Here is a 25877-nt window from a genome sequence, read left to right on the forward strand (position 1 = left end):
TTGAAGGCCGAGGTGATTCCCTCCGCTGTTGGATCTGGGTCGCAAGTGTGGGCGGCCACTGGTCCGGCGACCGCGACGATTGGGAACGCTGACGAAACAATTTCCTGATTTGTGGGGAGCCGGGTGGTCCGATTCCGGGAAGTTGTTTCGTCAGCGTTCCTGTAGAGTAGTCCGCGAGGTCCGATCCAGGCCATGCTCCGATCGGCTGTTGGACGGACCATCCGCCGGGGATGCTGAATTCTTCAAATCCGCGTCCTCTACCTCCGGTTTCAGGGACGGATTTTCAAGAATGAAAACGCACTTGTCGATATACGGGCTTTCGGCAACGGGCAAAAAGACGCTGATACGTCGTTTGTTGCATCCAAGCGGCGGCTTCTTCCGCGAACGCTTCGGTGTCGGCGAGGGGGCCGAGGCTTTCGGACCGTTCTTCGGGAAGGAGACCAACGATTCCAATAGCGTCCTGAAGGCGATCGAACGATCCAAGGCGCCGATCATCCTCAACCAGTGGCAGGTCTTTCTGGACCCGGTCGTCGCCAGCCTACTGGCCGACCATCCGGACTGGCGGCATCGAGCGATCGTGATCTATCGGCCCCCGCACACGCTCGCGGTCGACCTGGGCCTCTTCCGACCCACCATGTACGTCGACGATCCGCCGACGCCGGAGTCGTTGGCAGCGATCTGGCATAAGCAGGTCGAGAGCAACCTGGCACGACACGAAAGAAGCGGCCTGTTCGTCGAGGTGGTCGACGGGTCGTGCGACTCCTACCCGCCCCTGCCTCGTGACGTCTTGCGCACGGGCCAGCCGTACCGACGTCCATGACGAGTCCACTTGGAAGAGAAGCGCGAAGAAAACATGCAACGGTGAGAGGGGCCTCGAGCTCGGCCGGGGCTGCATCCCAATCCCAAGGCTGAAACTTAATCGCGCCGCCGTCCTTGAACTGCGTCGAAGAACACACCGCCCGGACGGAGCGCCTCGATCCAGTTTCGCGTCGTGATGCGCCGCGCCAGGGCCACGGAGCCGAGCCATGATCCCCGTATTCCTCATAAGCCACAACCGATTGACCTGCCTGTCAACGATGATCGAGCAGCTGGGGCGTTTCCCCGGTGTGCGACCGGTCGTTGTGGACAACGCCTCGACGTATCCGCCGCTGCTTAACTACCTCGGCCGCGTCGACGTCGAGGTTGTGCGACTGGGCGAGCACCTCGGGAAGCACGCCCCCTGGCTGACCGGATTGGTATTCGAAGGTGGCCCGTACTACGCGGTCAGCGACCCGGACCTGGACCTCTCCGGCTGCCCCGCGGACTTGTTCGAAGTCCTGCGGAGGGCCCTGGACGCCCACCCCTGGGCGATCAAGTGCGGCCCTTCGCTCGAGATCGACGATATCCCTGGCGATCGCCCGTGGCGGGACCAGGTCGTCGGCTGGGAGCGACAATTCTGGTCCCGACGGCTCGACGCCGGCCATTTCCGGGCCGCCATCGATACCACGCTCGCCCTGTACCGCTCTGTGACGGCGTTCGACGCCGACGCCTGGACCGCGCCAGCGATCCGGTGCGACCGGCCCTACACTGTCCGGCACACCCCCTGGTACTCGGCGGAGGTCACGGCAGAGGAGCGGTACTACGTCGAGAACATGGTCACAACGAAGGCCCACTGGTCGCGGCGGATCTATCGTTCGACCTAAATCGACGCCGAACCGTCAAGGCCGGGACCTTCGTCACAAGCGGGCCAGCGCGAGCGACAGAGCGTCATGGAGGCGGCCGGCTTCGGCGGATTGCCCCGGCCCGAGGCGGCAGGCCACGTCGCGGGGCGTCAGCCGACGCACGGCGGCGAGGGACAGCCCACAGACCAACCCCTGGAACACCCGCGCTTCGGCGGTACCGAGGCCGGCCTCGGCCGCCTCGAACGCCGCGCCTTCGACATAGACTTCCCCGGATGCGGCCCGCGACAGCTTCAGGATCAGGCCGGGCACACATAGTCTACCGACACCGTCGCCCAGGGCGGGTCCCGCGAGGTCGGCGACGTGTCTGGACGCCAGTCCTGCCAGGCGGTACACCTCCGACCGTAGCAGCGACTCCCGGAAGGCGTGCTGCGAGAATTGCCCTTTCGACAAGCCTCGAAGATAGTCGTGGGCCGCGAGAATCGACTCCTTGCGCGCGAGCTTCTCGGCCGCCTCGTCGAGCGTGGAGAAGAACAAGGGATAGTCGCGGCCCAGGTACTCCTCGACGGCAGGCAGGCGGTTGACGAGGATCGGCGTGTCGCGGGCCATGCACTCGATGACGATGTTGTTCGCGCTGCTGTCGATGAGGTCGCAGAACACGACGCTTCGCGAGAGCAGTCGGTCGTACTCCTCGTGGGGGACGAACGGTGAGACCTCGACGCTCGCGAGCTGCTCGCCGGTCAACGGCGACTGCTCGCGGTCGCGTCGGAGCATGTCCTGGAAATAGCGGTGGGTGACCGCCAGCATGACCTTGCGATATCGACCGGCCCGGAGGCGATGGATCGAATGCAGCCGGCGCAGCCACCAGCCGACCTGGATCACGGCGGGTTGAGGTTCGTCGAGGAACGCGTCGCGCGAGAAGCGGACGAGCGGAACCTCGGTGGGATGGATCAGGCTGCCGACCGGGACGGGGACCCGGAGCGCGAGCCATCGCCGGAGGTATTCCGACAGGGTGAAAAGGCCCAGGCAGTAGGGGAGGCTCTCCCGGAAGGACTCTCGTTCGAGAATGGCCTGTGGCGAGCTCTGGTAGTCGTGCCAGCGGGGAACGCCGGGGGGGTTGTGGACGAAGCCGATCCACGGCTCCCGGTAAGGGATGCGGCCGCGTCGGCGTTCGAACCGCTCCACCCAGCTGAAGGTCCGCTCGACGAAGCCATCGAAGAGGACGCCGCGGGGGTTGTGGAGCGGGGCCAAACCCTCCAGGGCGAACGCCCAGCCCGAGCGGTGGTTGAGGGTCGGTTGGAGCTCAGGGTCGATGTTGAGAAACGCCCCTTGCGGATTGGAATCGAACATCGTCCGTTCTCCTGTTCGCCGATCGCGTCGTCAAACCGTCAACCCATGGCACAACTCCTCGTTGAGCCGCTCCGTCCGGGCGATGTAGTCCGCGGCCCATTGTAAGGCGGGCGGGATCACTTCGGTCCGCCTCCGCAGGTGCGGGACGTTTCGCAGGACGAGCGGGCGGTCGACCAGGGCCTTCAAGTTCGTTGCCGACGCCAGTGACTTGTTGGACGCGCTCAGAACCTGGTCGACGAAACATCGCTCGACGCCCTCGCGGTGAAATGCTTTGCCTGCGGCCCAGTGGAACGCCAGGACCCTCTTTCTCATCGGCCCGGGGACGGCCGCCAGCCCTTTGCGGGTGATCGCATAGCCATTGGTCGTGAAGTCGCTGTCCCAGCGCCGCACGACGAGCCGCACCTGGGCGGCTGGCCGGTCAAAGCGTTCCTGGAAGGGCACGGACCGGTACAGGCCGTCGGGCCAGTGGAACGCATCGAAGCCGGGGCTCCATGACCGCCGCAGGACGTCGGCTGCATCGGGGTGGAACCAGTCGTCGTCGTCCACGGGCATCAGGATGCACGGGTCCAGGCCCTCCAGGGCCGGGAACAATTCCGGGCGGCGAAGAACAAGGTCCAGGTTTCGGACCCGCGTCCAGCTGAGTTCGGCGATCTCCTTCAGCCCCTGGCGGTAGGCGAAGTACGACATGCCGAAGGTGCGGTTCCACAGGCGGATCGCCCGCAGAAACTCCTCCTTCTGGGCGTCGGACAAGGATCGCACCGAATTCGAGAACTCCTCCTGCCGGAGGAAGTTCTCCTCGGTCATGCTCCCCCAGTCGACGTTAGTCCGCACGTGCAACACGACGGGCACATACATATAATGCCTTTTCCGAATTGGAAGTCGCGACGGCCTTTATTCATCGAAACAGCCCGCCCAGCGGGTGTCGCGGAAACGTTCCGCAAGCTCGTCGTAGTTTGCGATCGCCTCGCGGAGCGTGCGGTGCTCGATCTTGACCAGTCTCAAATCGGGCAGCGGCTCCTCCGGCGCGTCGAGGAAGCGTTGGAGTCGACGCCAGCAGCCCTCGAAGTCGCGGGTCAAGTCCTCGTAGACGAGGTCCAGTCGGCGATGTGCCGCGGCGGCCATGGCCGACAGGTCCGACTCGGTGCGTTCGACGTACTCGAACGCGTGGACAAGCTCCTGGGGCGTGAATCGCACGACGGGCCGCGGCCGCCGCTGGGAGCCGTCGGCGATGTGCCACTGGCCGACGCGGTGGGCCGTGACATGCGAGAGATGCTGCCTCAGGAGGTTGCGGCGGGTGAGGACGACGGCCCGGACATGCGGTAGCCGTTCGGCCAGGCGGTCGCGGAGCCGAGGGAAGTGGCCGTCGTGCTTCATTTGGTAATGCAGCAGCTTGAATCCGACGGCGCGGACATCTGGGGCGTAGCCGTCGCGCCAGACCAGCACGTCGAGGATCGCGGCCTCGTCGACGCTCGCCAGGTCCGCCGCCGGGGCGGGCCCTCGGAGCTTGCGACGATCGACCGTGTCCAGCCAGTAGCGGAGCGACCGGGCGCGGTCCGAACTGCGTCGGAATTCCGCCTGGTAGTCGACGTTGAAGAGTTCCTGGTAGTCGACGATGCGCGAGTGCGCCCTCAGCATTCGCGTAAGGATGGTGGACCCCGTTCGTCCATGCGACAATGCAACATAATTGCAATAGCTCACTGTATTGGCTCGATGGTGCGTGAGGCGGCGAGTCGCCGTCGACGAACATCGATCGGCCTTGCCTTGAGAATGCTCGATTTAGCTCCGGTCGGTCAAGTATCGACATGGCCGCGAATAGCTATTGTTTTTTGAACCGATGCAACTACATGAAGATAGTCGCCTTATGCAGCGTTGACCACGATCTTTTTTGAATTCCCTTGCTCGCCACGTTCGACTTGGCTAACTTTGGCTTGGTTGCCCCGTTGCGACGTCCGCCGCAGTGCCCCTGCCACATCTCCCAGGAGTCGACGATGCGCGCCAGTATCGTGATCGCCACGTTCAACGACGGCGAGGCACTGACGAGGACCGTCCGGTCCTGCGTCGAGACGTGCTCGGGAATAGACTATGAAATCGTCGTCGTCGACGACGCGTCCTGGGACGGATCGGTCGAGGAAGTCGAGCGACGATTCCCCCGGCTGCGCGTCCTCAGGAACGCGGAACGCCTCGGCCCTTCGCCCACCAAGGACCGGGGGGCCCGTGCGGCCTCCGGCCAGGTGCTGATCTTTCTCGACGGCCACGCCAAGCCGGAGCGGGGGGCGTTGCGTCAGCTCGTCGAGGACGTGGAGCTCCTGCGCGGCCGGGCGGTGGTGACGCCGACGATCGTCTCGCTAGACGTGGACCGCTGGCGGAACGCGGCGGCGTCGCTCGGGCAGGGCTATCGGGCGGACCTCGAGACGTTGCGCAGCGCCTGGCTTCCGCTTTCGGCGATGCGCGTCGTCCGGGAGGGCGCGAGGACGTTCTACGAGTCGCCGGCGGCGATTGGTTGCGCCTTCGCGGTGTCGCGGGAGCTGTACGAGACGCTTTGGGGCTTCGACCCCGACATGCGGGCCTGGGGCGTCGAGGACGTCGACTTCAGCCTCAAATGCTGGCTTATGGGCCACCCCGTCCTGCACGACCCGGAGCCGGTGGTCGGGCACCGCTTCCGGCGGTCTTTCGACTACGAGGTCCCGCGCGGGCAGCTGGCGGCGAACGAGATCCGGTTCGCTCGCAAGAACTTCACTCATGGGGTCTGGGAGGCGTGGGTCGAGCTGGGCCGGCGGCGGCACGCCGAGGCGCTGCCGGACCATCCCGAGGGCCTGTGGGCGCACGCCTGGCAGGTGTTCGAGTCGCGACGGGCCAGTGTCGAGGAGGAGCGGGCGTACCTGATGGCCCGTAGGCACCGGGACGAGTTCTGGTACGCCAAGCGGTTTGGCCTGGCCTGGCCTCGCCTCGCATCGGGAGGCGGCGACCTCGGCCGTGATACGATGGCGGGGACGTCAGCGGCCTTGAAGAGTGCGATCTCCAAGGCAGGTGACGAGTTCTTCACGCCGAGTCCCCCTCCCCCTCCCCCGGAACCGCCCCCGACGCCTCCTTGCGAAAGCGACCCCGAGTGCTGCGATTGCGGATGCAGCGAGGCACCGGTCCGCTATTCCGACGGGGAGGTTCAGATCGCGGTCACCGACCTAGAGGCTGGGGGATTCGGCAAAACCTGGCAGCACCGGCGCGTCTACTGCAACCAGCTTTCGTCCAGCGCCGACTTCGGCAACGGCTACAACTGGCTCGTCGAGCAGTGGCCGTACCTGATCGAACGCGCAGACGGATCGATCACGGTGGTGCGAGGTACGCGCCAGACGCTCTGGTTCGATTCAGTCGGCGGTTCCTACGCGGGCCGTTACGGGGCCAAGTCGACCCTGAGCCACGACACCGTAGGACACGTCTTCACGCTTGGCCTCCCGACCGGCGAGCGGTGGACGTTCCACGATTTCGACCAGGGGGCCCAGCCAGTCGGCATGTTCCGCAGCCACGTCACCCCCGCCGGCCAGGAGACCCGGGCCGTCTCGTACTCCGGCGGCGACCGCATCACCGAGATCCAGCGCAGCGCGACGCAGGACGGCGTCACGACTTTCCAGTCGTTCTTCTATTCCTACAACGGAGAAGGGAGGACCACGGAACTCACGCTCCGCAACCGGGTCGACGGTGGAGCCTGGAGCGAGATCCGGAAGGTCGCCTATGAGTATTACGCTGCCGGCGAAGCTCACGGTGGCCTGGGCGATCTGAAGCGGGTACGCCTCCAGGTACCCCAAGGCGTTGGATGGGCCGACATTCAGATTCATTACTACCGTTATTACTTGACTGGCGATCCCAACGGATTCGGCCACGGCCTGAAATATGTCGTCAAACCGAATACTTACGCCACCATGATCGCCGATGGGCTCGACCCGTTGAGCATCGCCGACACCGTACTCGCCCAGTACGCCGATCAGTACCTGCAATACGATTCCAACCAGCGGGTAACTCTGGAATCGCTCGACGGCGGTTCGCGGACTTATACCTTCGCCTTCACATCTAGCGGCAACACGGACGACTACAACAACTGGGCGATGAAGACGGTCGAGACCCGGCCGGACGGCAGCCAGAACGTCGTTTACACGAACTACATTGGCCAGATCCTTCTCAAGAAGCTAACGTCGGGCACCGACTCCTGGGTCAATTATTTCGAGTTCGACTCCGAGGCCCATCAGACGCTCGCGGCCAACCCTTCGGCGATCGTCGCGTATAACGATTCGTCCCCCAATCTGGGCGTGGCGCTCAACGCCAATGCCGGCTTGATCCAGTTGACGGATTACTACACGGCTACCGGTTCGGGCGCGGCCCGAGGGTACGTGTGGCGGGAGAAGATTCAGCAGGGCAGCGCCGGGACGGCGGTGGTCTTGCGCAGCTACGCCTATACGTCGCGGACGGCCGGGGACTCAACGGTCTACCCGGTTGCGAACCTCACGGTCTACCGCAACGACGATGGCACGGGGGCCGCCTCGACCACCTACGCCTACACCTGGTACGCTGGGACAACACAGGTCCAGCAAAAGACGACCACGTTGCCAGCCGTCCCAACGTCCCAGAATGGCTCGGGCACCTCGGCGACGACCCTGGACTATTACGACATTTTTGGGAATGGGACCTGGTCGACGGACGAACGGGGCTTCATCACCGCCTTCGTCTACAACATCCCAACCGGGGCACTGGCCCGGCGGATCGATGACGTTGACACGTCCCAAACATCCGGCTCGCCGGTCGGCTGGAACACGCCCACCGGCGGTGGCCTGAACCTGATCACAGACTACCAGTCCGATGACCTCGGCCGTCGGACGCAGGCCCTTGGCCCCTGGCACACGATCGATCTGGGCGGCACGGCGACTAACGTTCGCCGCGCGACGTGGATTGTCTATCAGGATGCAACCTACCAGGTCTGGACGGGCCAGGGGTACGCGACGGGGACGGCCCCCAACTACACGTACATACTGATCAACCCGGTGGCGATCACCAAGCGGAACGCGGGGGGAAACACGCTGGAGCAAATCCAGGCCACACGCTCGTTAACGTCCGGCCGTTTGCAGCCAACCGACAGTTTTCCCCAGTCCTCCTACGTTCGCTGGACGACCTCTCAGTACACCGACTGCTGCCTGATCGCCTCGCAGAGGGTGTACCACACGATTCCCGTCACTGGCGCGGGCTCGCCAGGAACTAACTACGACGAGACCGACTTCGGCTACGATGCAATGAAGCGTCATAACCGAACCGTCTCCCCGGGTGGGACGATCACGTTCGACGTCTTCGACACACGGGATAACGTCATCGCGACGTACGTCGGCACGGACGACACGGGGGCGACCGAGACCGATCCGACGGGTGGCGGTGCGGCCGGCAACAACATGGTGGTCGTGACCGAAGGTCAGTACGACGACGGCCAGTCCGGCGGGGACAACAACCTCACGCGAGTGACGCAGTATGTCGATGCCACCACGACCCGCGTCACCACTTACCTGTACGACTGGCGGAATCGTCAGACCGACGTCGACGGCGAGGTCGACTTCTATCAAAAGCAGTCTTATGACAGCCTGGACCGCGTCACCCGGACCGATCGCTACGATACGACGGCCTCCGGCAACCTCGTTGCACGGAGCGAGACCAAGTACGATGACCGCGGCCGGGTTTACCAGACGATCACCTATGGCGTCGACCCATCCACGGGCACCGTTGGCAACACGCTGATCTCCAACACCTGGTACGACACCGCGAACAACCCCATCAAGGAACAACCCGCCGGATCTCAACTCTTCACCAAGACTATTTATGACGGCCTTGGCCGCCCGACGACGCGTTACGAGGGCTTCGGCAGCGACGTGACGTATTCTGACGTCCAGAGCGTTGCCAATAACACGATCCTGGAACAGAACGAGAACGTTTACGACGACGCCAACAATATCACTCAATTTACCACTCGTCGTCGCTATCACAACGCACCTTCATCCCAGGTCGGGCCACTGGGCAATCCTTCTACAACGCCCAATGCTCGTGTCACGTACTCGGCCGGGTATCCCGATCCCTTGGGCCAGATCGTAGCGTTGGCTAGTTACGGAACAAACGGCGGTACGGACCTCGCCCGCTTCGCCACGATCCCGGCCAGCTCCGACACCGTTTTGGTCACCACGGTCGCCTACAATGACCGAGGTGAGGAGTATCAAACGATTGATCCGAACGGCCGTGTGGACCACACCACCTTCGACGACGCTGGTCGCCGGATCACGCTCATTGAGAATTATGTCGACGGCGTCCCGACTAACGGAAGCCCGGACCAGGACCGTACGACGACCTGGACCTATACGCCCGATGGGCAGGTCGCAACTCTCACCGTCGTCAACCCCGCCACCGGAGACCAGACGACGACCTACGTCTATGGCACCACGCTCGCGGATTCCGATGTCGCGACGAGTACACTCAAGAGGTATGAAGTCTACCCCGACTCGGTTGTCGGCAACGACCAAATAGCCTTCACCTACGACCGCCAACAGGAAGTCACGTCGCTCACCGACCAGAACGGTACGATCCACTCGTACGATTATGATCTCCTGGGACGCCAGGTGGAGGATCGAATCACCACGCTCGGCTCTGGCATGGATGGCGCAGTGCTGCGGATCCAGATGGCCTACGAAGTCCGAGGCATGATACAAACCATCACTAGCTATGACAACGCCACCGCCGGCCAAGGGAACGTCGTCAACCAGGCCCAGTTCGCGTTCAATGACTTCGCCCAATTGATTGCCGATTACCAGGAGCACTCCGGTGCGGCCGATTTATTCACCTCGCCCAACGTCCGATACGGATATGCCGATGGATCATCCAATACCATCCGGCCAACCTCGCTCACCTACCCCGACGGCCGTGTATTGACATTCGACTACGGCACGGCCGGCGGCACAAGTGATGCTGCCTCTCGCATCGCGTCACTCATCGACGATGACGGCATCACTCACCTTGCCGACTACTCTTACCTCGGGGCGGTCACGGTCGTTGAAGTCGATCACCCCCAACCCCAGATCCAATTCACCCTCATCGACCTCTCCGGCGGCAATGACCCCGACACCGGCGACATCTATTCCGGATTCGACCGCTTCGGCCGGATCAAGGACAACCGTTGGTACAACTACGGTACCGACGCCGATGCCGACCGCATCCATTACGGGTACGATCGAGCTGGCAATCGCCTTTGGCGACAGAATACCGTCGCCGAAACTCTGGGCCGGAGCTTCGATGAGCTCTACTCGTACGACTGCCTGTACCGCGTGGCGACGATGCAGCGAGGTACACTCTCGACGAACCAGACCACGATCGCCGGCATGACGTTCGCTCAGAACTGGTCGTTAGACTCCAGCGGCAACTGGGCAAACTTCAACGAGGACGACAACGGCGACGGTACTTTGGACTTGGTTCAAAGCCGCACGGCGAACACGGTCAATGAGATCACCGCAGTCACCGAGACCACGGGCCCGGCTTGGGCGGCCCCGGCCTACGACGCCGCGGGCAACATGACGACCGTCCTCCAGCCGAACAATATGACCCAATCCTACACCGTCACCTACGACGCGTGGAACCGACCGGTCCGGTTCGTCGACCGCACCTCGGGCGTGACGGTGCAAGTCAACGCCTACGACGGCCGCCGCTTCCCGATCGTCCGCCAAGATTTCTCCGGCGGTATGCTCGCCCAGACCCGCCATGCCTACTACACCGCCGACTGGCGTGTCGTCGAGGAGCGGCTGGCCAGCGGTGGGACCGTTTCGACGAGTCCTGATCGCCAGTTCGTCTGGGGCAGAATGTCTCTCGACGACCTCGTGCTTCGCGACCGGAGCACCGCCAACAACGGCACCCTGGACGAGCGGCTCTACGCCCTGAACGACGCGAATCTGAACATCGTCGCTGTGGCCAATACCACAGGAGCCGTCCAGGAACGCTACGCCTATCAGGCGTTCGGCATTCCGGAGACCCTCACGCCTGCGTTCATCTCGCAGTCCGGTTCGAGCTTCGGCTGGGAGACCCTCTTCGCAGGTTCCCGCAGCGACGCCGGGACCGGCCTGTATCGGGTTCGCTACCGCGACTACAACCCAAGGCTCGGCACATGGCTTCAGCGTGATCCTGAGGGGATTGACACCGGGAGCCTGAATCTCTACGAGTACGTTGACAGCAATCCTATAAACCACATCGATCCCTGGGGACTGCTGACCGGATTGCTTGAGGCGCCTGCCGCTACTATCGCTGGTCCACTCGTCGCCACGCCCCCAGGAGCCGTCGCCGCAGTGGGAGCAGCCGCGACACTCGGCTCCTACTGTCTCTCGAAATATCTCATTGGTCCCTACCTCCTCGACCCGCTCTTCTATTGGCTGAATTGCGAAGACACAGACCCGTCGACCGAGCCCGAACCACAACCTGAACCTCAACCCGTGCCAGATCCCAGGCCAGTCAATCCTCCGAATCCCCAGTGTCGGGATACCTGCGCCACCAAATTCCCAGGCTGGGTCTCTTGCGCTGGTTATCCCCAATCGAGCGCCGACGCCGCTTTACGCGCTCGATATCCTTACCTCACGAGCGGCGGTGCCTCTTCCAAAAGAACAGCCGCGACGACGTGCGGAGCAGGGGGGGGCGATCACTACCTCTATCTGCGTACCAAGAAGGCGCCGCCTGCGGGAAGAAAGTTGGGATCGGCACTTTGCTGCAATTGCTGCGAGAACACACCCAACGGTCCTGTGACCAAGAGGAAGTGTAAGTTCGTCATCTCTGCCAATTGATTGGTCCGCCGCGTCGTTCGCCCCCGTAGCGTCACGACACCCGCAGCCGAGGTCTTGACTATCAGAATTCGAGGCCGGAGAATCAATTCGAGCGGGGAACATGCGGTCCGTAGTATAGCCAGGCCCCCACCCCGCCATTCCCTTCGAGATTGGGCGAACTTCCACAGGATCATTGGCAATCATTCATCGATTGATGCAACGAATGAGTACATCACGGCAGGCACTGCTCCCTCGCTGGTTGCTCGATACGCTGGCCGTTTCGAGGTTAGATCTCACGGAGCTTTCGTGGGATCGACAGACTCTCGAGGAGGACCTCAATCGTGAGGTCGATGAATTCGATGCCGGCCAGCTCGCTCAAGCCATATTGACTTGTATTGCTAGTGGTATTTTGGAAGTAATCGACAAAGATGGCGATCGCTTCTCGATGTCGATTGACCAGCTAGAGCACTCCATTCGCGGGGAGGACCAGCGTCTCTTCGTGGGTTTGACCGAGGTGGGCGGAGAATACTGGGAATCTTTGTCTCATCCCGATTGGAGCAGATTTGTCGACTGGGGGACTTTGGAGCAGGACGGGAATACGCTCTCGATGTTCATCGAGGCGTATTCCCGGGAGAGGATCAACGAGGTTTTCGGTGAACTTAGGATCACAGGATACAATTGCATTAGTGCTGACATGAAATTTTCCATTGAATCGCCCTGGCACGCGACCTATTGGAAGTCTTTTCCCGAGGGACATCGCCTAGAGTTCCTTGTGAGCGAGATCGGGCGTGATTACTCGGCCCCTACTCCGGATTGGTTCTCCAGGCCTGACTTCTGGTATTCGTGATGCGTCCCGACGAGACTTCGAACGGCATCCGTTGCAGGGCACGATCGCTCCGGGAGACGTTCGACGGGCCGAGTCGGACGTACTAATGGTCGACAGATTGCTCCAATATCCTGGTGGTTTCTCACGGCGATTGGTTGGTCGGATTTTACTGTGGGATGGTCATCCCCGACGAGCGAAATGGTCTCGACTCGTTCCGTCTGATCGGGTGATCCAAAAAGTTTACTTCTCTATGCAACGCTCAGTAGAGCAACCATGACAGCATATCGGCATTCGTGCACATAAATTGAAAAATCAGGTTAGGCCATGCGAAACGCTGAGGACTCTAGCTTCCTGGCGCACTTCGAATCTCCCTATCACAGGGGGCGTCTAACCGCGCCGTCAGCGACGCAGCATCTACGCAATGCTGTGTGCGGCGATTGGGTAAACCTGGAGGTTAGACTGGCGGGAGGAGTTCGGGTCGAGGCGGTTTATTTCGAAGGGCAGGGGTGCATCGTCAGCCAAGCAGCGGCCTCGATCCTGTGCGAGCGTGTCGAGGGATGGACTTTGGATGAGCTAGCGACGCTCGGGCCGCAGGACATGCTGGACTGGATCGATATCCCGCTTCTGGTGCGACGACAGCAATGCGCCCTCCTGGCCTTTCGGGCCTTGAAAATGATCGTTTACTCTCAGAAAAGCTGACGGAACCTCTGCCCACTTAGCCAACTGATGGTTCGTTACCGCCACAACCGAATCAGGGCCAGCTTAAATGGAACAATGCCGCGAAGACTGGCGGTATCCACATGAATACGCATGGATCAACATTCATCCACGATTTGTGTCATCGGTTTCGGTCGCCCCCCTACTGTTAAGTTCAGAGAGGTTTGGGTTCTCCCGCACTCTCGATGATAAGTGGGCCGCCATCATCGAGAGTGTGGGAGAACCGCTGTTTGTCACCCGTTTTTCAAAGCTATCTGTCACCGTCTACCGATGATCTGCACATTCGTGCGCAGGAGGATCCGCCTGCCATCGAGGTCTGGCCCGTAGTACAACTAAGCTTGACTTTTGCCGTTTTGGGATACAAATGTGGCGAGCCTCCCTGGTGCAATGAGGGGTATGCACAGAGCCCTTCCTCGCACACAAGAAGGCCGCCATGACCAGTTTAACCGATCGGACTCGCGCGCGACTCTCCGTGAAGCAACTTCGCTTGCGGTTGCGGACCAACCGGCGGCGACAGGCTCGCAAGGCGCGGGCCACACGGCGAAGGCTCGAACGAATTCACGAGCAACTCCCCAAGCAGGTCCGCACCGTTCTTGACCCCCTCGAACCCGCCTTCTCGCGGGCGGCCCATCGCCGGTTCATCCTCCTGGCCCTGGCCGCGATCCTGACTCTGGGCGGACGCACGATCAACAACCTGCTCCGTGTCCTGGGCACCCTGGCGCCCGGGCACCCCAGCAGCTATCACCGCGTCTTCTCGCGCGACCGATGGTCGCTCGCCGCCCTGGCTCGCCGCTACATCGCCACGGTCCTCGCCAGTTTCGTGCCGCACGGGCCGATCCTCCTGGCGGGTGACGACACAGTCACCGAGCATCCCGGCCCTCATGTCTACGGTAAGGGACGCCATCGCGACCCGGTTCGCTCGACTCACACCTACACCGCGTTCCGCTGGGGGCATAAGTGGGTCGTCTTGGCCCTGCTCGTCCCCGTCCCCTGGGCCACGCGACGCTGGGCCTTGCCGCTGTTGATCGCGCTGTATCGAACCAAGGAGGATAACGCGAAGTGCGGCCGACGGCACAAAACACCGCCCCAATTGCTCGGCCAGTTGGTTCGTGTCTTGATGCGATGGTTCCCTGATCGGACCCTGGTCGTCACCGCCGACGGCGGCTATGCGACCCACGAGTTGGCGGAACTGGCCGCACGGACCCCGAAGCGGCTGACCCTCGTCAGCTTGTTTTACCCCGATGCCAACCTGGTCGAGCCACCACCGCAATACGCGGGCCTGGGACGTCCTCGGGTTAAGGGAGCGAAGTTGCCCGGCCCGGCGGAAGTCGTCAAGGTGAGCCAGCAACGACAGGCCCTGGAAGTCGCCTGGTACGGCGGCGGCCGACGTCGTGTCGAGACCGTGACGGGGACCGGACTCTGGTACAAGGGAGGACGTCCCCTGGTGAACGTGCGCTGGGTCTTCGTCCACGACCGGGACGGCACGCACCGGGATGGATATTTCTTCACGACCGACGCCACGATGAGCGTCACGTCGCTGATCGAGACCTACACCGCGCGGTGGAACATCGAGACCACCTTCGAGGAAATTCGCTCTTACCTCCGCATGGAGACGACGCGTGGCTGGAGTCGAGACACGGTCCTGCGCGTGGGTCCCTGCCTGTTCGGACTGTATACCCTGGTGACCTGGCTTTACTCCCGATTGCCGAGACGCGGGTCGCGGGTCGGCGGCGTGGACTGGCCGGGCAAATGTGATGTAACGTTCTCGGATGCGATCACGGCGGTCCGCCGCTGGTTGTGGCTGGAATGGGTTTTGGCGATCCCTGGTGATCGCGTGGTGTTCCAAAAGCTCACGCCCGGATTCCGGCAACTCCTGCTCAACGGCCTTGCCCCCGCGGCCTGAACCCCCGCCAAGTCGCTTGCCACGCTCAAAAGCCCGGTCCGAGACGCCGTCGCAAGGGGTCTCCTCGGATCAGGGTGCGCGCTGGCACGACAAGGTCGTCAAAACGGCAAAAGTCAAACTAAGTGGGTCCGCAAAAGGTTCCGCAGAGCGCTACGCCGCATTTTTCCCATACAGCCTGGTTTGCTCGCAATCGATCCGTTTTTCTATGAAGTCGTCCCATTGATCATTCAGGTAGGTTGCACGGAGATGGCGCATCGCTTGGGCACCCGAAACCGTCCAGCGCATTCCCGTTTGCTCCAGCCGATCTTTGACCAAGTGGCGGCATGCTCCTTCGGCCACGCCGCTACCAATCGGATAGCCAGCCTTCAGGTATTCGTCATACCGCAAATGCTCCCGGTTGTTCTCCAGGTAGGTGATCACCGACGTCAACGTCTTGCGACGCGAGCCTTTGAGCTGATGCTTGGCCAAGCGTTGGCGAAGTCCGCCGATGACGTAGCCGACACGACCTTCGAGCAATCCTCGGAGTCGATCCGCGACGAATGCCTCCGCATCGTCGCTCCCTTCGGCGTGGAAGCAATGGGCCGCGGTCCAGAGCCGTTCCATCACATGAAACAGGTCCAAGATCCCCACCGCTTCCGGGAAGTAGACCCGTTGCGCTTCCCACAACGCGCGCTCACCGTCCATCACACAGACCACCGGTCGGTCGTGGCCGACGTTGCGAAGCGTCAAGTCCTGGAACAGGGCGCAGAAGATTGCATCCTTGGCGCCGATCGGTTTGCCTTCGATGTCGCGGCTCATCTCGGCCCAGACGTGCTTATGAGTCGGCTCGGGGCGGTCGTCGCTGCAACGGTCGCGAAGTACCTCATCAAGGACGTCATTAGGGGTCCGCACGAACGGCTTGATGCTGTAAACCGCACCGACGCAGGCCATCTGTTTCTTGTTCGCCTTCTCCCCCTTGGTGCGGCGATGGTGGGGCTTGGGGCCCTCCTGGGGCGGGCGACGCATTGGGATCCCCTTGCCATCGGCGGTGACCACCAGGATCGGCCCTTCGTCCACGGCCGGCGGCGGCTCGATCGCCTCCCGGAACGGGACCACGGAGCCGGCCATCTCCTGGCTCATGCGTTCGAGGGTATGCACGCCGAGTCGCAGGCGGAGCAAGGTCTGGAGCGATTCGGCCGCCTCGGCGAACGATCCCTTGAGGCCAAACCTCTGGGCCCAATCCTCGATGACATAAGAGAAATCACCTCCGGGCAGGCCGAGCGATTCGTCGAGCGGAGCACGTTCGATCCTTTGTCCCTCGCGGGTGCCGTAGACCACGCGAGGGCTAGTAAGTTCACCAAAGATCGCAACGTAGCGGCGATCATGCTTCTGAGGGAGTCGTTGGACCACCGTTCGGCCGTCAACGGTCCCGGCCGTCGTTCCGAGGTCCCCGTCGCCGTGGTGTGCGATGAAGAGATTCAAGAGGGTCAATCCGAGATCGAGCAATTGCGCCATGAGATCGCGTTCGACCTGATGGATCCGCCAAGCGGCTGCGGCGGCCGAGTGAACTGATTCAATCAGTTGATTGAGTTGGACTTGAGCCTTGAGGAGAGCCTGCTCTTGATTCATGATCATGGCGGTTCCCTTGGTCGGGGAGAACATTCTGGTGTGGTAACCGATGTTCTGCCGCAAGGGAGCCATTTTTTTCATCCCCTATCGTCGTAAAGTGTTGACAGAGAACAAAGTCAACAGAGCGGGCGGCGGGTTACACCCAATGAAATACGATTCTACGTTTCTTGGCTGGGGAATAATGGCCATTGTCGGCGCATTGATCCAGTTTTTCTTCACCGATGCGATCCTCAAAATCAACAAAAGGATTATCCCGAAAGCTTCGTATGAACTAATAGGCCGATTTGTGCCATTCACGCCAGGCGTCCTGCGTAGAGTGAGTGTAGTGGCACTGGTTCTAGGAGTCATCTTTCTTTTTCTTGCCCTTTACTATCCAGAAGAATGAGCAATTGCATTGCCCCGCGATCGTAGAAGCGTCAATTCTCTTGTAGAGTCAACGCGATCTGTGTTTTTTGCTGCTCGGTCCGAATTCGGCAGTGAGATTTGCATGTTTCGATAAATGTAGTTGTTGTGCCCAACTGTATTCGCATGGCAGCAACAACATCATGAATTTTTGAGCGTGAAAACATGTCTGCAGGGAGGCTGTCAGTCGCAGCGGAAGCAGCCTGCACGACGTTTCTCGAGACTCTAATAGTACTCCGTTACGTTTCCGGCACGTATTTGCACGAGTGCGTGATATTGAAACTCTTGAATCCTTGGGCCCTCAAGCTTTACGACGGATGATATGGATGCAATCGCCACCATGTTGTCATTCGGCATACGCCATAAAGCCTGATATCGCCTGAGTTTGCTCGAGACGAAGCTCGATCGAGTTCTCAAAATGGTTGAAGGAGGCGAGAAGGCGCCGGGGCGGTGACCCACGAACGCTTTTGGCCGGAACGACCGCGCGTAGGGTGGCGCTTGCCCGCTCAAGCGGTTATCGCCCAGGGGGTCCCAGAGTGTGCGATCGGGCCGTCCCCGACCCCCGGACTTCCGGCCTGCACACAAAGGCCCGAGAACCGATCCCAGCCAGTCGATGTGGGTAACGCGGGGGGCCTGCTCTACTTCCGCCACTCGACTTCGGCCGATTGGCCGAAGCTCTCTTCCACCTCAACCCGCATGACCCGAGGCAATGCGAGTCCTCGCGAGGTCAGGGCTTCGCGGAGCCGGCCGGCGATGTAGTTGGCCAGAAGCTCGGCCGTGGTGTTGGCGATGGGCAGGAGGGCGCACTCGTTGCGAGGGAAACTCCAGTAGCGATCCTGGTAGCGGACCCGCCAGTTCGGTCCATCGTCCTCGAGGAGGATCTGGGTGCTCTCGGTGGGCAGGAGCATCCGGTGGTCGAGTTCGTCGGTGATCGCGTGTGTCAGGTCTTTGAGGGCGATGAAGTCGAAAACGTAGTGGTTCTGATCGAGGTCGTCTTCCACTTCGACGGCCACGCGGTAGTTATGGCCGTGGATCCGCTCGCACTGGTCGCCGAGGTAGGTGATGAAGTGCCCCGAGCAGAAGACCAGGTAATCCTTGCTGACGCGGACCTTGTAGCGGGAATCGGACACGACCGTGAAACTCCCTTTTTGGGACTGCGTTCAAACGACTCAATCAATCAATTGACCAGGCCGTGGCCCCGGCGGGTCTCGGCAGCCTGATTGTCCCATCTCGGAGAGCGGCGAACAAGGCGGCCGCAATCAGGTCGGCGGTTGCCCCTGGGTTCCGCGAGTGCCCTTCCTCGCGGAGCCAGCCGTCGAACGTCTCACAGAGCGAGCGGCCGGTGGGGGTGTCGGGCCAGCCGGCGGTGAGGACTTCGGCCGCACGCTGCGCGGCCTGGCGGGCTTCGGCATTTCCTCGCTTACGGGCGATCAGGCTGTCAGGCCGGTTCGCCAGAACCGTGAGATAGGCCGAGACGATGGCCGTCTCGAGCGGACGCGCTTCGGCCAGGGCCGCTCGCAAGGCGGGGAGAGCAAGGTCGAACATGTCTGCGAATTGATTTGCATATTGGGCGGCCACGAGGTCGCGGTCGGCGGCCAGCCGCATGGCTTCGACCAAGGTCACGCTCGGCTCATCGGCCACGTCCTGGTCCGGGGCCGATCCGAGCCCGCCGGGCCGGGCGTGGCGGATCGCTCGATAGACGAGCCGGGTGTCGGCGATGGTGGTCGACTCGAGGACGTTGGGCACGCCCTCCTGGAGCGAACGATCCTCCGGAACGGCGGCCAGGGGGGCGAAAAGGAGGATCATCCCGAGGTTGGTGTTGGTCGCCACGACGCGGCAGGTCGCCTCCACGGCCTCGAGAATCGAAGCGCCGACGCCAATCTCCCGGGCCCGATCGAGTGGCGCGGCAATCACGGAGGCGCTGAGGAGGAAATCCACGAAGTTGGCATCGACGAACCCACGTCCCGGGTAAACGTTCCCCGGCTTCCGCGCGGAGACTTCCAACAGGCAGGCGATCTGTGCGAGTTGCCCCGGGCTGAGGGACGAGGCGTTTGAGGGCGTCATCGCTGGGCATCTCTCAAATGGAGGAGGATTTCCGAGGCCACGTCGACGCCCGTCGTCCCGGCCAGGGCACGCCAGCCGGGCACGGCGTTGACCTCGAGGATGAGCAGACGGCCGCGATCGAGATCCGGCAGCAGGTCGATCCCGGCCATCTCGGTGCCGACGGCCTTGGCCGCGCTGAGGGCCAGTTGCTCGGCTTCCGGCTCGAGCGAGCAGAGCTCAGGGCGACCGCCGAGCGAGACGTTGGTCCGCCAGTCGGAGCCGGCGGCGTGGCGACGGATCGCGCCCAGGATCCGGCCGCCGAGGACGAACGCGCGGAGATCGTAGCCGGGGTGACGAATCGTACTTTGAACATAAATGACGGCACCGAGCCGTTCCAGGGTGTGGAACGTTCGCCGGGCCAGTTCGAGGTCGGAGACCCGGACCAGCCCCCGTCCTTCCGAGCCGAAGAGCGGCTTGACCACCACGTCACCACCGAGCCGCTCGAAGGCCGCGAGCGCTTCCGTGGCCGATTCGCCCGTCCAGGTTGGTGGTACGGCAAGGCCGGCGGCGTCAAGTCGGGCCAGCGCGAGGTACTTGTCGACCGCCACCTCCACCGCGCGTGGCGGGTTGAGGACGGGAACGCCGAGGGCCTCGAGCCGGTGGAGGGCGTCCATCCGGAAGACCACCTGCTCGAGGGTTCCGGGGGGCATCATCCGCACGAGCACGCCGTCGACCTGGCCGAGGTCGATTCCGTCTGCCTCCACGCGCGACCGGCCCGCGCCCACGTGGCCGACGACCCGGGGGAACGAGACCGCGTCCAGCCGGATGTGGAGCGTCTCGGCCGCTCGACGAAGGTCCTGGACGTGCCAGCCGAAGCCCGAGACGAGTGCGACCAAATGTGGCGACGAGGCGGTGCTCCGGGTACTCACGAGAAGAACGAGCGGACCATGACGTCGGTCGCAACCTGGCCGAAGACGTGAACCCGACCGGTCTCGAGGTTCTGGAAGACGACCTCGGCCGGGCTGAACAGGTGGGGATCGACGGCATAGAAGTCGTTATGGTACTTCGCGAAGATCACCGCGAACGGCTCGCCGTGGTCGTGCGAGGCGGACGAAGGGACTTTGGCCCCGATCGCCTCGAGGCTGGCGTCATCCCCTCGGACGTACAGGACGACGCGGGCCCCATAGAGGATCGCGTCGTTGGTCCGGCCGATCGCGGCCAGGTCGTTCGCCGCGACCGGCGGCAGTGGGGCTGACCCGCAGGCTGACTCGATCCGGGACATGTCGAAACCAAGCTCGGCAAGTTTGTGCAAGGCGGTCTCGACCGATCGCGCAACGATCTGCACTCCGCCCGCGATGCTCGCCGTCGGCGCAACCAGGAGCGTCAGATCGGTCGGGGCGACCCGGCAAGCCGCGGCGATCTTGGCGACCACGGCGGGGGTCGGTTTCTTGCGTGTTTCGAGGACTCCCACCACCGCCTTGGCCGACTCGCCTGCATTGATCTTCGCGAAGATCGGCTCGTCCCCCTTTGCCGCACGCATCGGGCCCGAGCCCATCGCGAAGAACTTCTCCTCGCTGATCGCCCAGCCGGCATACTGGCTCGCCAGGCAGGCGCGGACGGGATGGTCGGTGACCACCTGCACCACGGGGCAAGCCCGCCCCGCCACGTCCCCCGGCACGATCGTCACCTCGGCCAGGTTGGCCAGGCAGACGCGGGCCAGGTCGAGACCGGCCTGCAAGCCGCCCGGAACGTCGAGTCCGCAGTCGATGAACCGTCCCCCCCCTTCGATCGGATGGAGGGCGACCTTCCGCTCCTCGGCGCGAGCGAGAAGTTCTTCAACCACCTTGAGCGATCGTTCATTGAGATTCATCGTCAGACTCCCGGCCAAGCCGAAGCCACTCACGGCCCGACCCAGATTTCTCCCTGACCCCGCTGGGCCAAGTCCCCATTGTACCGTGCGAGCGGGCCTGAGAAAGCGGAGTCCGGCACCGGGAACCCCCACTGCCGCAATTGGCGGAGATAGATCGTCAGGAACGGCGGCCGTGACCTTCCGCTTGGGACGAACGTCGGCAAGAGCCATCGCTCGTTCGTGCCGTCGCCCTCGCCTTCGAAGAAGGCCAAGGTCCCGCGCTTCATCCCCGCCCCTGGAAAGTCGCCGACCGGCCCAAACGCGAAGATCGATCCGGCAATCATTCCCCGCCCGAGTCCGTCGCCCGCTGATCCCGCCACGGCGATCAGCCCGCGGCGCATCGCCAGCCCCGCGTCCTCACCGATCGCCCCCTCAACCAGGATGACCCCCTCCCTCATACCCAGGCGGCTCCCCGGATAGGCGGCACCGAGGAATCGGCCGGCCCCTCCTCGAATTTTGAGGACGCCCCCGCGCATCTCGGCGCCGGCCCAATCGCCGACGGTTCCCTGAACCTCGATCCGGCCCCCCGTCATTTCGGCCCCGAGCTCGGCCCCCACGTCCCCTCGGATCGTCAGCGTCCCCGTGCTCATGCCCTGTCCCAGCCGATCAACCTGGCGGAGGTCCCCTTCGAGGGTGACATGCCCGTCCTCAGCACTTCCTTCAATCGCGAACAACTCCCCCAACTCTGCTTCGGCGTTGCCGAGACTCACCTTGCTCCGACCAATATCCGCGGCTGACAACGATGCCAGCCTCTCGGGTGCGAGCCCCTCGGCTTCGATGGTGAGACTCGTCGTTCCTCGCCAATGCAAGTTCAAAGCCATCCGATGATCCTTGGGAGAGGGGATTTAATGGTAGGTGTATGAAAAATGGACGTGTTGATGGGATTCGATGCTTTGGAATTGTTGGATGTTTTGTCTTGTTTGTTTCGTGGTTGGTAACGCGACACCTCGCCCCTTGTGGTGAGGTGTCGCATTGCCGGCACTCTTCTGGCGGGTGTCCCAACTCAGCGCGTGGGCTTTGTCCCCTGGGGACGGTCGCCATGAGATTGCGGTTCGCGGCCGACGACTTCGGCGGTGATCATGGCGGTGCGCATCTGGGTCGTCAGGTCGGTGAGGGTCCCGGGGGAGTGTGGGATCAGGATGGTGTTGGAAACCGAAGTGGCGCCGATTTCCTTGAGCGTGTCAAAGTACTGGGTCATGAGGACGAGGTTCATGACATCCTGGGCGGTGGTTCCAGTGACGCTCTTCTGGAACTCGTCGACCGACTCGCGGAGCCCGTCCACGATCGCCCGCCGTTGGTCGGCGATGCCCTTGCCCTGGAGCGCCTTGCTTTGCGCTTCGGCCTCGGCCGCTTTCACTTTGAGGATCCGGTCGGCTTCCCCCTTCTCGGTCGCCGCGATCCGCATCCGCTGGGCGGCATTGATCGCGTTCATCGCCTCTTTGACCGTGTGGTCGGGTTCGATGTCGGTCACGAGCGCTTTGACGATCCCGTAGCCGAAGTCGTACATGACGTGCGAGAGCTCGTTTTTGACCGCGTCGGCGATCTCATCCTTTTTCTCGAACAGGTCGTCGAGCTTGATCCGGGGGACGCGAGCGCGGGTGACGTCGAAGACGAACGCGGTGATTTGCTGGTTGGCGTTGGCCAGCCGGTAGTAGGCGTCGTACACCTTCTCGGGCAAGACGTGGTACTGAACGGCGACGATTACGTGGACGAAGACGTTATCCTCGGTCTTGGTCTCGACCTTCACGTCGAGCTGCTGGACGCGCAGGTTGAGTCGACCGGCGATCATCTCGATCAGAGGGATCCGAATGTTCAGGCCCGGCTGCGCCACGCGGGCAAACTTGCCGAACCGCTGGACGATGACCGCCGTTTGCTGGTTCACAGTGAACAGTGGGCCGAACATCATGAAGATGACACCCAGTACGACCAGAACAATGAGAAAGCCAACAATACCTTCCATCAGAGACCTCGTTTATTAGGGGGAAAGCAAATCATCGTAATGCAGACGCTATTCGCCCTCATCCGACCGATATTGCCGCGTGTTGAAGAGGTGCTGCTCAATAACGGGTCAGGACATCGGGCAAGCGGATATGAAACGGGCCGAGTTTGCCCCCGTAGTTGCCCGCCGTGATCTCGACGATACCCGGGAGGGCCCCCGCGCGAATTCCGACGGCCGTGGCTCGCTCGACCGACTCGAGGGTCAGGCCGTCGATCACGATCTCGTAGACGCACTGAACCTCGGGGGGAAGTACCGAATCCACCAGCCCGCGCAAGCCCGGGGAGAACGCCGTGTTCGTGCTCGCCCGGAGCTTTTTATACTTACTTCCCACCTTCGAACCGGAGCGGGCAATGCCCCCTGGAAAGGGGAGAATGACGTCGGGGCAGGCCCGCATCGCGATGACGGCCGCCTCGGTTGCGGCCAGCGTCTCCGCCGGGTTAATCCCGAGCAGGATGATGTTGCCGCCGGCCACCCCTTTGGTTGTGCCGAAGACCTCTTCACAGGTGAAGTCTCCATCCATCACCGGGATTCGCCAGTAACGCTTGCCTTCGAGCCGCTTGGAGATTTGCCAGCCATCGCCGAAGTAGCGAAGTCGGCCCCCGACGTTGATCGTCTTCTCGCCGAGCGGCAGGCCGTTGTAGCAGGCAGTTGTCGGGCAGGTCATCACGCACTGGCCGACCCGGTTCATCAGCGCTTTTTCGAGGGCGTCGCGACTGAATGCAAACAGGAGTACGCTCACCCCGGGTCGGCCGTCCGGGGTCTCTTCCGGGGTGAGCACGCGCTCGATCGCGGCCTCGGCATCGCAGGCAATCACGCTCGTCGCATACCCGCTCATCGTTCGCCCGGCGATCTCGGCCCAGGTCGGCGTGTCGGCGGTGATGATCGCGCGGGCGGCCGTCATCGGGAACGCTTCGGCGAACGTATCGGCGATGGCCACGCCGTTGATCGCGATCGTCATGACGTGGCCCCTTCAAGGTCGTCGTCGCTCACCGGGAAGTTCGCAAACTGAATCGAGTAGTCACGTGAGAACCATTCTTCGATCTCGGCAACGGCCTCGGGGTCGAAGCCGGGCTGGCTGAACCGGACCTCGCCGCTGGGGGCGTGACGCAGGTCGCCATCGTCGAGGACGATCTCCCCGTGCTTGATCAGGTAGCGAGGGAGCGAGAACATCCGCTCCTTATCGTCGTCGGGAGCGTAGATCGCCACGTCGCCATCCGCCCCTGGACCGAGGTGCCCCTTCTGTGCCAGGCCGAGCATTCGCGCCGGGGCGGCGCGGGTGATGATGGCGATCTCGGACAGAGTATATTCGCGGGAAAGGTCCCCCAGGCCCGACCGAGCGCGGACCCGGTCGGGAAGGCTGGCGAGCATGTCGGCGCGGTGCCCCCGGTCCATCAACAGGGCGATGATCTGCGGGTAGGCCAGGAACGACCCGCCGTTGGGGTGGTCGGTGCTCATCGCCACCCGCCACGGGTCGTCGACGCGGAGATACCACTCCAGGCCGATCGCCCACTGGAGGGCGTGAACGAAGTTCTTATTTTCGTAAGTGATCGGCACGACACCGCAGCCTGTCTCCATCTCGACGTCATGGCTTAGCCATTTCCGACCCGTGACCGAGTGGAGGAACTGGCCGACCGCCCCGTCGGCCGTCATGCTCGTGGTGTCGCCGAAGAGGACCTGGCCGACGTCGACCGAGATACCGGGATGGGTGTTGATGTAATCGGCCAAGGCCGGGACCTGGGAGTCGAACGCCCTCGTGTCGTCGAGCGAGCCGCCATAGCTGTGAAACTGAATATGAGCCATGTGAGCCCGGTGGCCGTCGAGCGCCTTCATCGTTTCGAGCGTCGTCGTCCAGTTGCCGGGAAGACCGAGGTTCGGGGTGTGCAAGTGCATTGGATGCGGGATCCCGAGCTCGTCGACTACGCGGGCCAACTCGACCAGGATCTGCCGAGGGGTCACCTCGAAGTGGGGGACGACCTGGTCGAGCGACGTCACGTTGCCGTGCCCTTCCTTCCAGTTCTCGACCCCCCCCGGGTTGACCACCTTGACCCCGTAGCCCCGGGTGGTGTTCAAGAGCCAGGCGACGTAGTCGCGGAGCCTCGCGTGTTCTCCCTCGCGAATCCGGTCCATCACCGCGTGGTTGTTCCCCATCAGGATGAGGATGGCCTTGTCGATGATCGGGGTGTCGCGAAGCTCGTGGTGGGCGTGTCGCGCTCCCAAAGGGGGGATTGCGGCGTCGACGGCCGTCGTGTAGCCGAGCCCCGCATAGCGGTAGCCGGTGGTGAACGTGCTGGGCACGCTACCGAGCGAGCCTGACCGCAGTCCGTTGTGGCGAGGGACCCCTTTGCTGCGTTGATCCTCGGGCCGAAGCATCCGCGCGGCGTTGACCTTCGAGCCGGCGATATGGCAATGGACGTCCACGCCCCCCGGCATGACGACGAAGCCTCGGGCGTCGAGTGTCCGGTCAGGCTTGGCGCCGGGGTCGGTGGGGGCCTCGACCACGCGGCCGTCGGTGATCCAGAGGTCGCGGACCTCGTCGTCGACTCCGTTGGCCGGATCGACCACTCGTCCACCTGCGATCCGAAGCGTTGTCATGCGCGGAAGACCCTGGCCGTTGAAGATCCGTTCCTACCGCCGCTCACCGAAAAAAGG

The 25877-nt window shown here is 62.9% G+C and carries 19 protein-coding genes; 7 read left to right on the top strand and 12 right to left on the bottom strand.

From position 1 onward, the window contains the following. Positions 1–289: 289 nt before the first annotated feature. Positions 290–820 (top strand): hypothetical protein, encoded by a 531-nt coding sequence (locus SINAC_RS06005; protein WP_015244786.1) that lies wholly within the window; start codon positions 290–292, stop codon positions 818–820. Between the two features lie 205 nt (positions 821–1025). Then, the gene (locus tag SINAC_RS06010; protein ID WP_015244787.1) at positions 1026–1682 is read left to right on the top strand and encodes a glycosyltransferase family protein; all 657 of its coding nucleotides are present in this window, start codon (positions 1026–1028) and stop codon (positions 1680–1682) included. Between the two features lie 33 nt (positions 1683–1715). On the opposite strand, the gene SINAC_RS06015 is transcribed toward SINAC_RS06010, so the two are convergent. The 3 genes from SINAC_RS06015 to SINAC_RS06025 are packed head-to-tail and all read right to left on the bottom strand — an operon-like array spanning position 1716 to position 4706. Next, positions 1716–3008 (bottom strand): glycosyltransferase family 1 protein, encoded by a 1293-nt coding sequence (locus SINAC_RS06015; RefSeq protein WP_015244788.1) that lies wholly within the window; start codon positions 3006–3008, stop codon positions 1716–1718. A 30-nt stretch (positions 3009–3038) separates the two neighbouring features. Beyond that, a complete protein-coding gene (locus tag SINAC_RS06020) occupies positions 3039–3863 on the bottom strand; it encodes a hypothetical protein (RefSeq protein WP_015244789.1) in 825 nt (274 codons plus the stop codon). A gap of 36 nt (positions 3864–3899) precedes the next feature. Beyond that, positions 3900–4706 carry a Stf0 family sulfotransferase gene (locus SINAC_RS06025; RefSeq protein ID WP_015244790.1) on the bottom strand — a complete coding sequence of 269 codons (807 nt, stop codon included), beginning with the start codon at positions 4704–4706 and terminating at the stop codon, positions 3900–3902. Positions 4707–4996: 290 nt separating this feature from the next. Between SINAC_RS06025 and SINAC_RS06030 the strand changes: the two genes are divergently transcribed. The 4 genes from SINAC_RS06030 to SINAC_RS06045 all read left to right on the top strand — a co-directional run bounded on the left by SINAC_RS06030 (position 4997) and on the right by SINAC_RS06045 (position 15267). Next, complete coding sequence (locus SINAC_RS06030) at positions 4997–11842, top strand: glycosyltransferase (protein ID WP_015244791.1); 6846 nt, start codon at positions 4997–4999, stop codon at positions 11840–11842. A 202-nt stretch (positions 11843–12044) separates the two neighbouring features. Then, the gene (locus SINAC_RS06035; RefSeq protein ID WP_020465823.1) at positions 12045–12668 is read left to right on the top strand and encodes a hypothetical protein; all 624 of its coding nucleotides are present in this window, start codon (positions 12045–12047) and stop codon (positions 12666–12668) included. A gap of 303 nt (positions 12669–12971) precedes the next feature. Further along, entirely contained in the window at positions 12972–13346 is a 375-nt protein-coding gene (locus tag SINAC_RS06040) for an iron-sulfur cluster assembly scaffold protein (protein WP_015244793.1), read from the top strand. A 451-nt stretch (positions 13347–13797) separates the two neighbouring features. Continuing rightward, positions 13798–15267 (top strand): IS701 family transposase, encoded by a 1470-nt coding sequence (locus SINAC_RS06045; protein WP_015244795.1) that lies wholly within the window; start codon positions 13798–13800, stop codon positions 15265–15267. Positions 15268–15417: 150 nt separating this feature from the next. Here SINAC_RS06045 and SINAC_RS06050 read toward each other — a convergent pair whose 3' ends face one another. Then, positions 15418–16947: an ISKra4 family transposase gene (locus tag SINAC_RS06050; protein ID WP_015244796.1), complete on the bottom strand. Its 1530-nt coding sequence runs from the start codon at positions 16945–16947 to the stop codon at positions 15418–15420. On the opposite strand from SINAC_RS06050, the gene SINAC_RS06055 reads away from it, so the two are divergent. Next, complete coding sequence (locus tag SINAC_RS06055) at positions 16925–17260, top strand: hypothetical protein (protein ID WP_020465821.1); 336 nt, start codon at positions 16925–16927, stop codon at positions 17258–17260. The genes SINAC_RS06050 and SINAC_RS06055 overlap by 23 nt on opposite strands. 655 nt (positions 17261–17915) lie before the next feature. On the opposite strand, the gene SINAC_RS06060 is transcribed toward SINAC_RS06055, so the two are convergent. From SINAC_RS06060 to SINAC_RS06095, 8 genes are all read right to left on the bottom strand, one after another. After that, entirely contained in the window at positions 17916–18407 is a 492-nt protein-coding gene (locus SINAC_RS06060; RefSeq protein ID WP_015244798.1) for a 6-pyruvoyl trahydropterin synthase family protein, read from the bottom strand. A 43-nt stretch (positions 18408–18450) separates the two neighbouring features. Then, the gene (locus tag SINAC_RS06065) at positions 18451–19341 is read right to left on the bottom strand and encodes a triphosphoribosyl-dephospho-CoA synthase (RefSeq protein WP_015244799.1); all 891 of its coding nucleotides are present in this window, start codon (positions 19339–19341) and stop codon (positions 18451–18453) included. Continuing rightward, the gene (locus SINAC_RS06070) at positions 19338–20249 is read right to left on the bottom strand and encodes an ATP-grasp domain-containing protein (RefSeq protein ID WP_015244800.1); all 912 of its coding nucleotides are present in this window, start codon (positions 20247–20249) and stop codon (positions 19338–19340) included. Before SINAC_RS06070 ends, SINAC_RS06065 begins: the two co-directional genes overlap by 4 nt. Beyond that, positions 20246–21190, bottom strand: coding sequence for a methenyltetrahydromethanopterin cyclohydrolase (gene mch, locus SINAC_RS06075; protein ID WP_015244801.1), 945 nt, complete (start codon positions 21188–21190; stop codon positions 20246–20248). The genes SINAC_RS06070 and mch overlap by 4 nt, the downstream gene beginning before the upstream one ends. Before the next feature lie 29 nt (positions 21191–21219). Further along, positions 21220–22050 (bottom strand): formylmethanofuran dehydrogenase subunit C, encoded by an 831-nt coding sequence (locus tag SINAC_RS06080; protein WP_015244802.1) that lies wholly within the window; start codon positions 22048–22050, stop codon positions 21220–21222. Between the two features lie 182 nt (positions 22051–22232). Further along, positions 22233–23189 (bottom strand): SPFH domain-containing protein, encoded by a 957-nt coding sequence (locus SINAC_RS06085; RefSeq protein WP_015244803.1) that lies wholly within the window; start codon positions 23187–23189, stop codon positions 22233–22235. A 97-nt stretch (positions 23190–23286) separates the two neighbouring features. Next, positions 23287–24186 carry a formylmethanofuran--tetrahydromethanopterin N-formyltransferase gene (gene fhcD, locus SINAC_RS06090; RefSeq protein ID WP_015244804.1) on the bottom strand — a complete coding sequence of 300 codons (900 nt, stop codon included), beginning with the start codon at positions 24184–24186 and terminating at the stop codon, positions 23287–23289. Further along, the gene (locus SINAC_RS06095; RefSeq protein ID WP_015244805.1) at positions 24183–25820 is read right to left on the bottom strand and encodes a formylmethanofuran dehydrogenase subunit A; all 1638 of its coding nucleotides are present in this window, start codon (positions 25818–25820) and stop codon (positions 24183–24185) included. Before SINAC_RS06095 ends, fhcD begins: the two co-directional genes overlap by 4 nt. Between the last annotated feature and the right edge of the window lie 57 nt (positions 25821–25877).

It is taken from the genome of Singulisphaera acidiphila DSM 18658 (assembly GCF_000242455.2).
GTDB lineage: Bacteria > Planctomycetota > Planctomycetia > Isosphaerales > Isosphaeraceae > Singulisphaera > Singulisphaera acidiphila.

What these genes read in the sequence shown, in the direction of transcription:
- SINAC_RS06005 (WP_015244786.1), top strand. Translation starts at nt 290, where the DNA reads ATGAAAACGCACTTGTCGATATACGGGCTTTCGGCAACGGGCAAAAAG.
- SINAC_RS06010 (WP_015244787.1), top strand. Translation starts at nt 1,026, where the DNA reads ATGATCCCCGTATTCCTCATAAGCCACAACCGATTGACCTGCCTGTCA.
- SINAC_RS06015 (WP_015244788.1), bottom strand. Translation starts at nt 3,008, where the DNA reads ATGTTCGATTCCAATCCGCAAGGGGCGTTTCTCAACATCGACCCTGAG.
- SINAC_RS06020 (WP_015244789.1), bottom strand. Translation starts at nt 3,863, where the DNA reads ATGTATGTGCCCGTCGTGTTGCACGTGCGGACTAACGTCGACTGGGGG.
- SINAC_RS06030 (WP_015244791.1), top strand. Translation starts at nt 4,997, where the DNA reads ATGCGCGCCAGTATCGTGATCGCCACGTTCAACGACGGCGAGGCACTG.
- SINAC_RS06035 (WP_020465823.1), top strand. Translation starts at nt 12,045, where the DNA reads ATGAGTACATCACGGCAGGCACTGCTCCCTCGCTGGTTGCTCGATACG.
- SINAC_RS06040 (WP_015244793.1), top strand. Translation starts at nt 12,972, where the DNA reads ATGCGAAACGCTGAGGACTCTAGCTTCCTGGCGCACTTCGAATCTCCC.
- SINAC_RS06045 (WP_015244795.1), top strand. Translation starts at nt 13,798, where the DNA reads ATGACCAGTTTAACCGATCGGACTCGCGCGCGACTCTCCGTGAAGCAA.
- SINAC_RS06055 (WP_020465821.1), top strand. Translation starts at nt 16,925, where the DNA reads ATGTTCTGCCGCAAGGGAGCCATTTTTTTCATCCCCTATCGTCGTAAA.
- SINAC_RS06050 (WP_015244796.1), bottom strand. Translation starts at nt 16,947, where the DNA reads ATGGCTCCCTTGCGGCAGAACATCGGTTACCACACCAGAATGTTCTCC.
- SINAC_RS06065 (WP_015244799.1), bottom strand. Translation starts at nt 19,341, where the DNA reads ATGACGCCCTCAAACGCCTCGTCCCTCAGCCCGGGGCAACTCGCACAG.
- mch (WP_015244801.1), bottom strand. Translation starts at nt 21,190, where the DNA reads ATGAATCTCAATGAACGATCGCTCAAGGTGGTTGAAGAACTTCTCGCT.
- SINAC_RS06080 (WP_015244802.1), bottom strand. Translation starts at nt 22,050, where the DNA reads ATGGCTTTGAACTTGCATTGGCGAGGAACGACGAGTCTCACCATCGAA.
- SINAC_RS06085 (WP_015244803.1), bottom strand. Translation starts at nt 23,189, where the DNA reads ATGGAAGGTATTGTTGGCTTTCTCATTGTTCTGGTCGTACTGGGTGTC.
- fhcD (WP_015244804.1), bottom strand. Translation starts at nt 24,186, where the DNA reads ATGACGATCGCGATCAACGGCGTGGCCATCGCCGATACGTTCGCCGAA.
- SINAC_RS06095 (WP_015244805.1), bottom strand. Translation starts at nt 25,820, where the DNA reads ATGACAACGCTTCGGATCGCAGGTGGACGAGTGGTCGATCCGGCCAAC.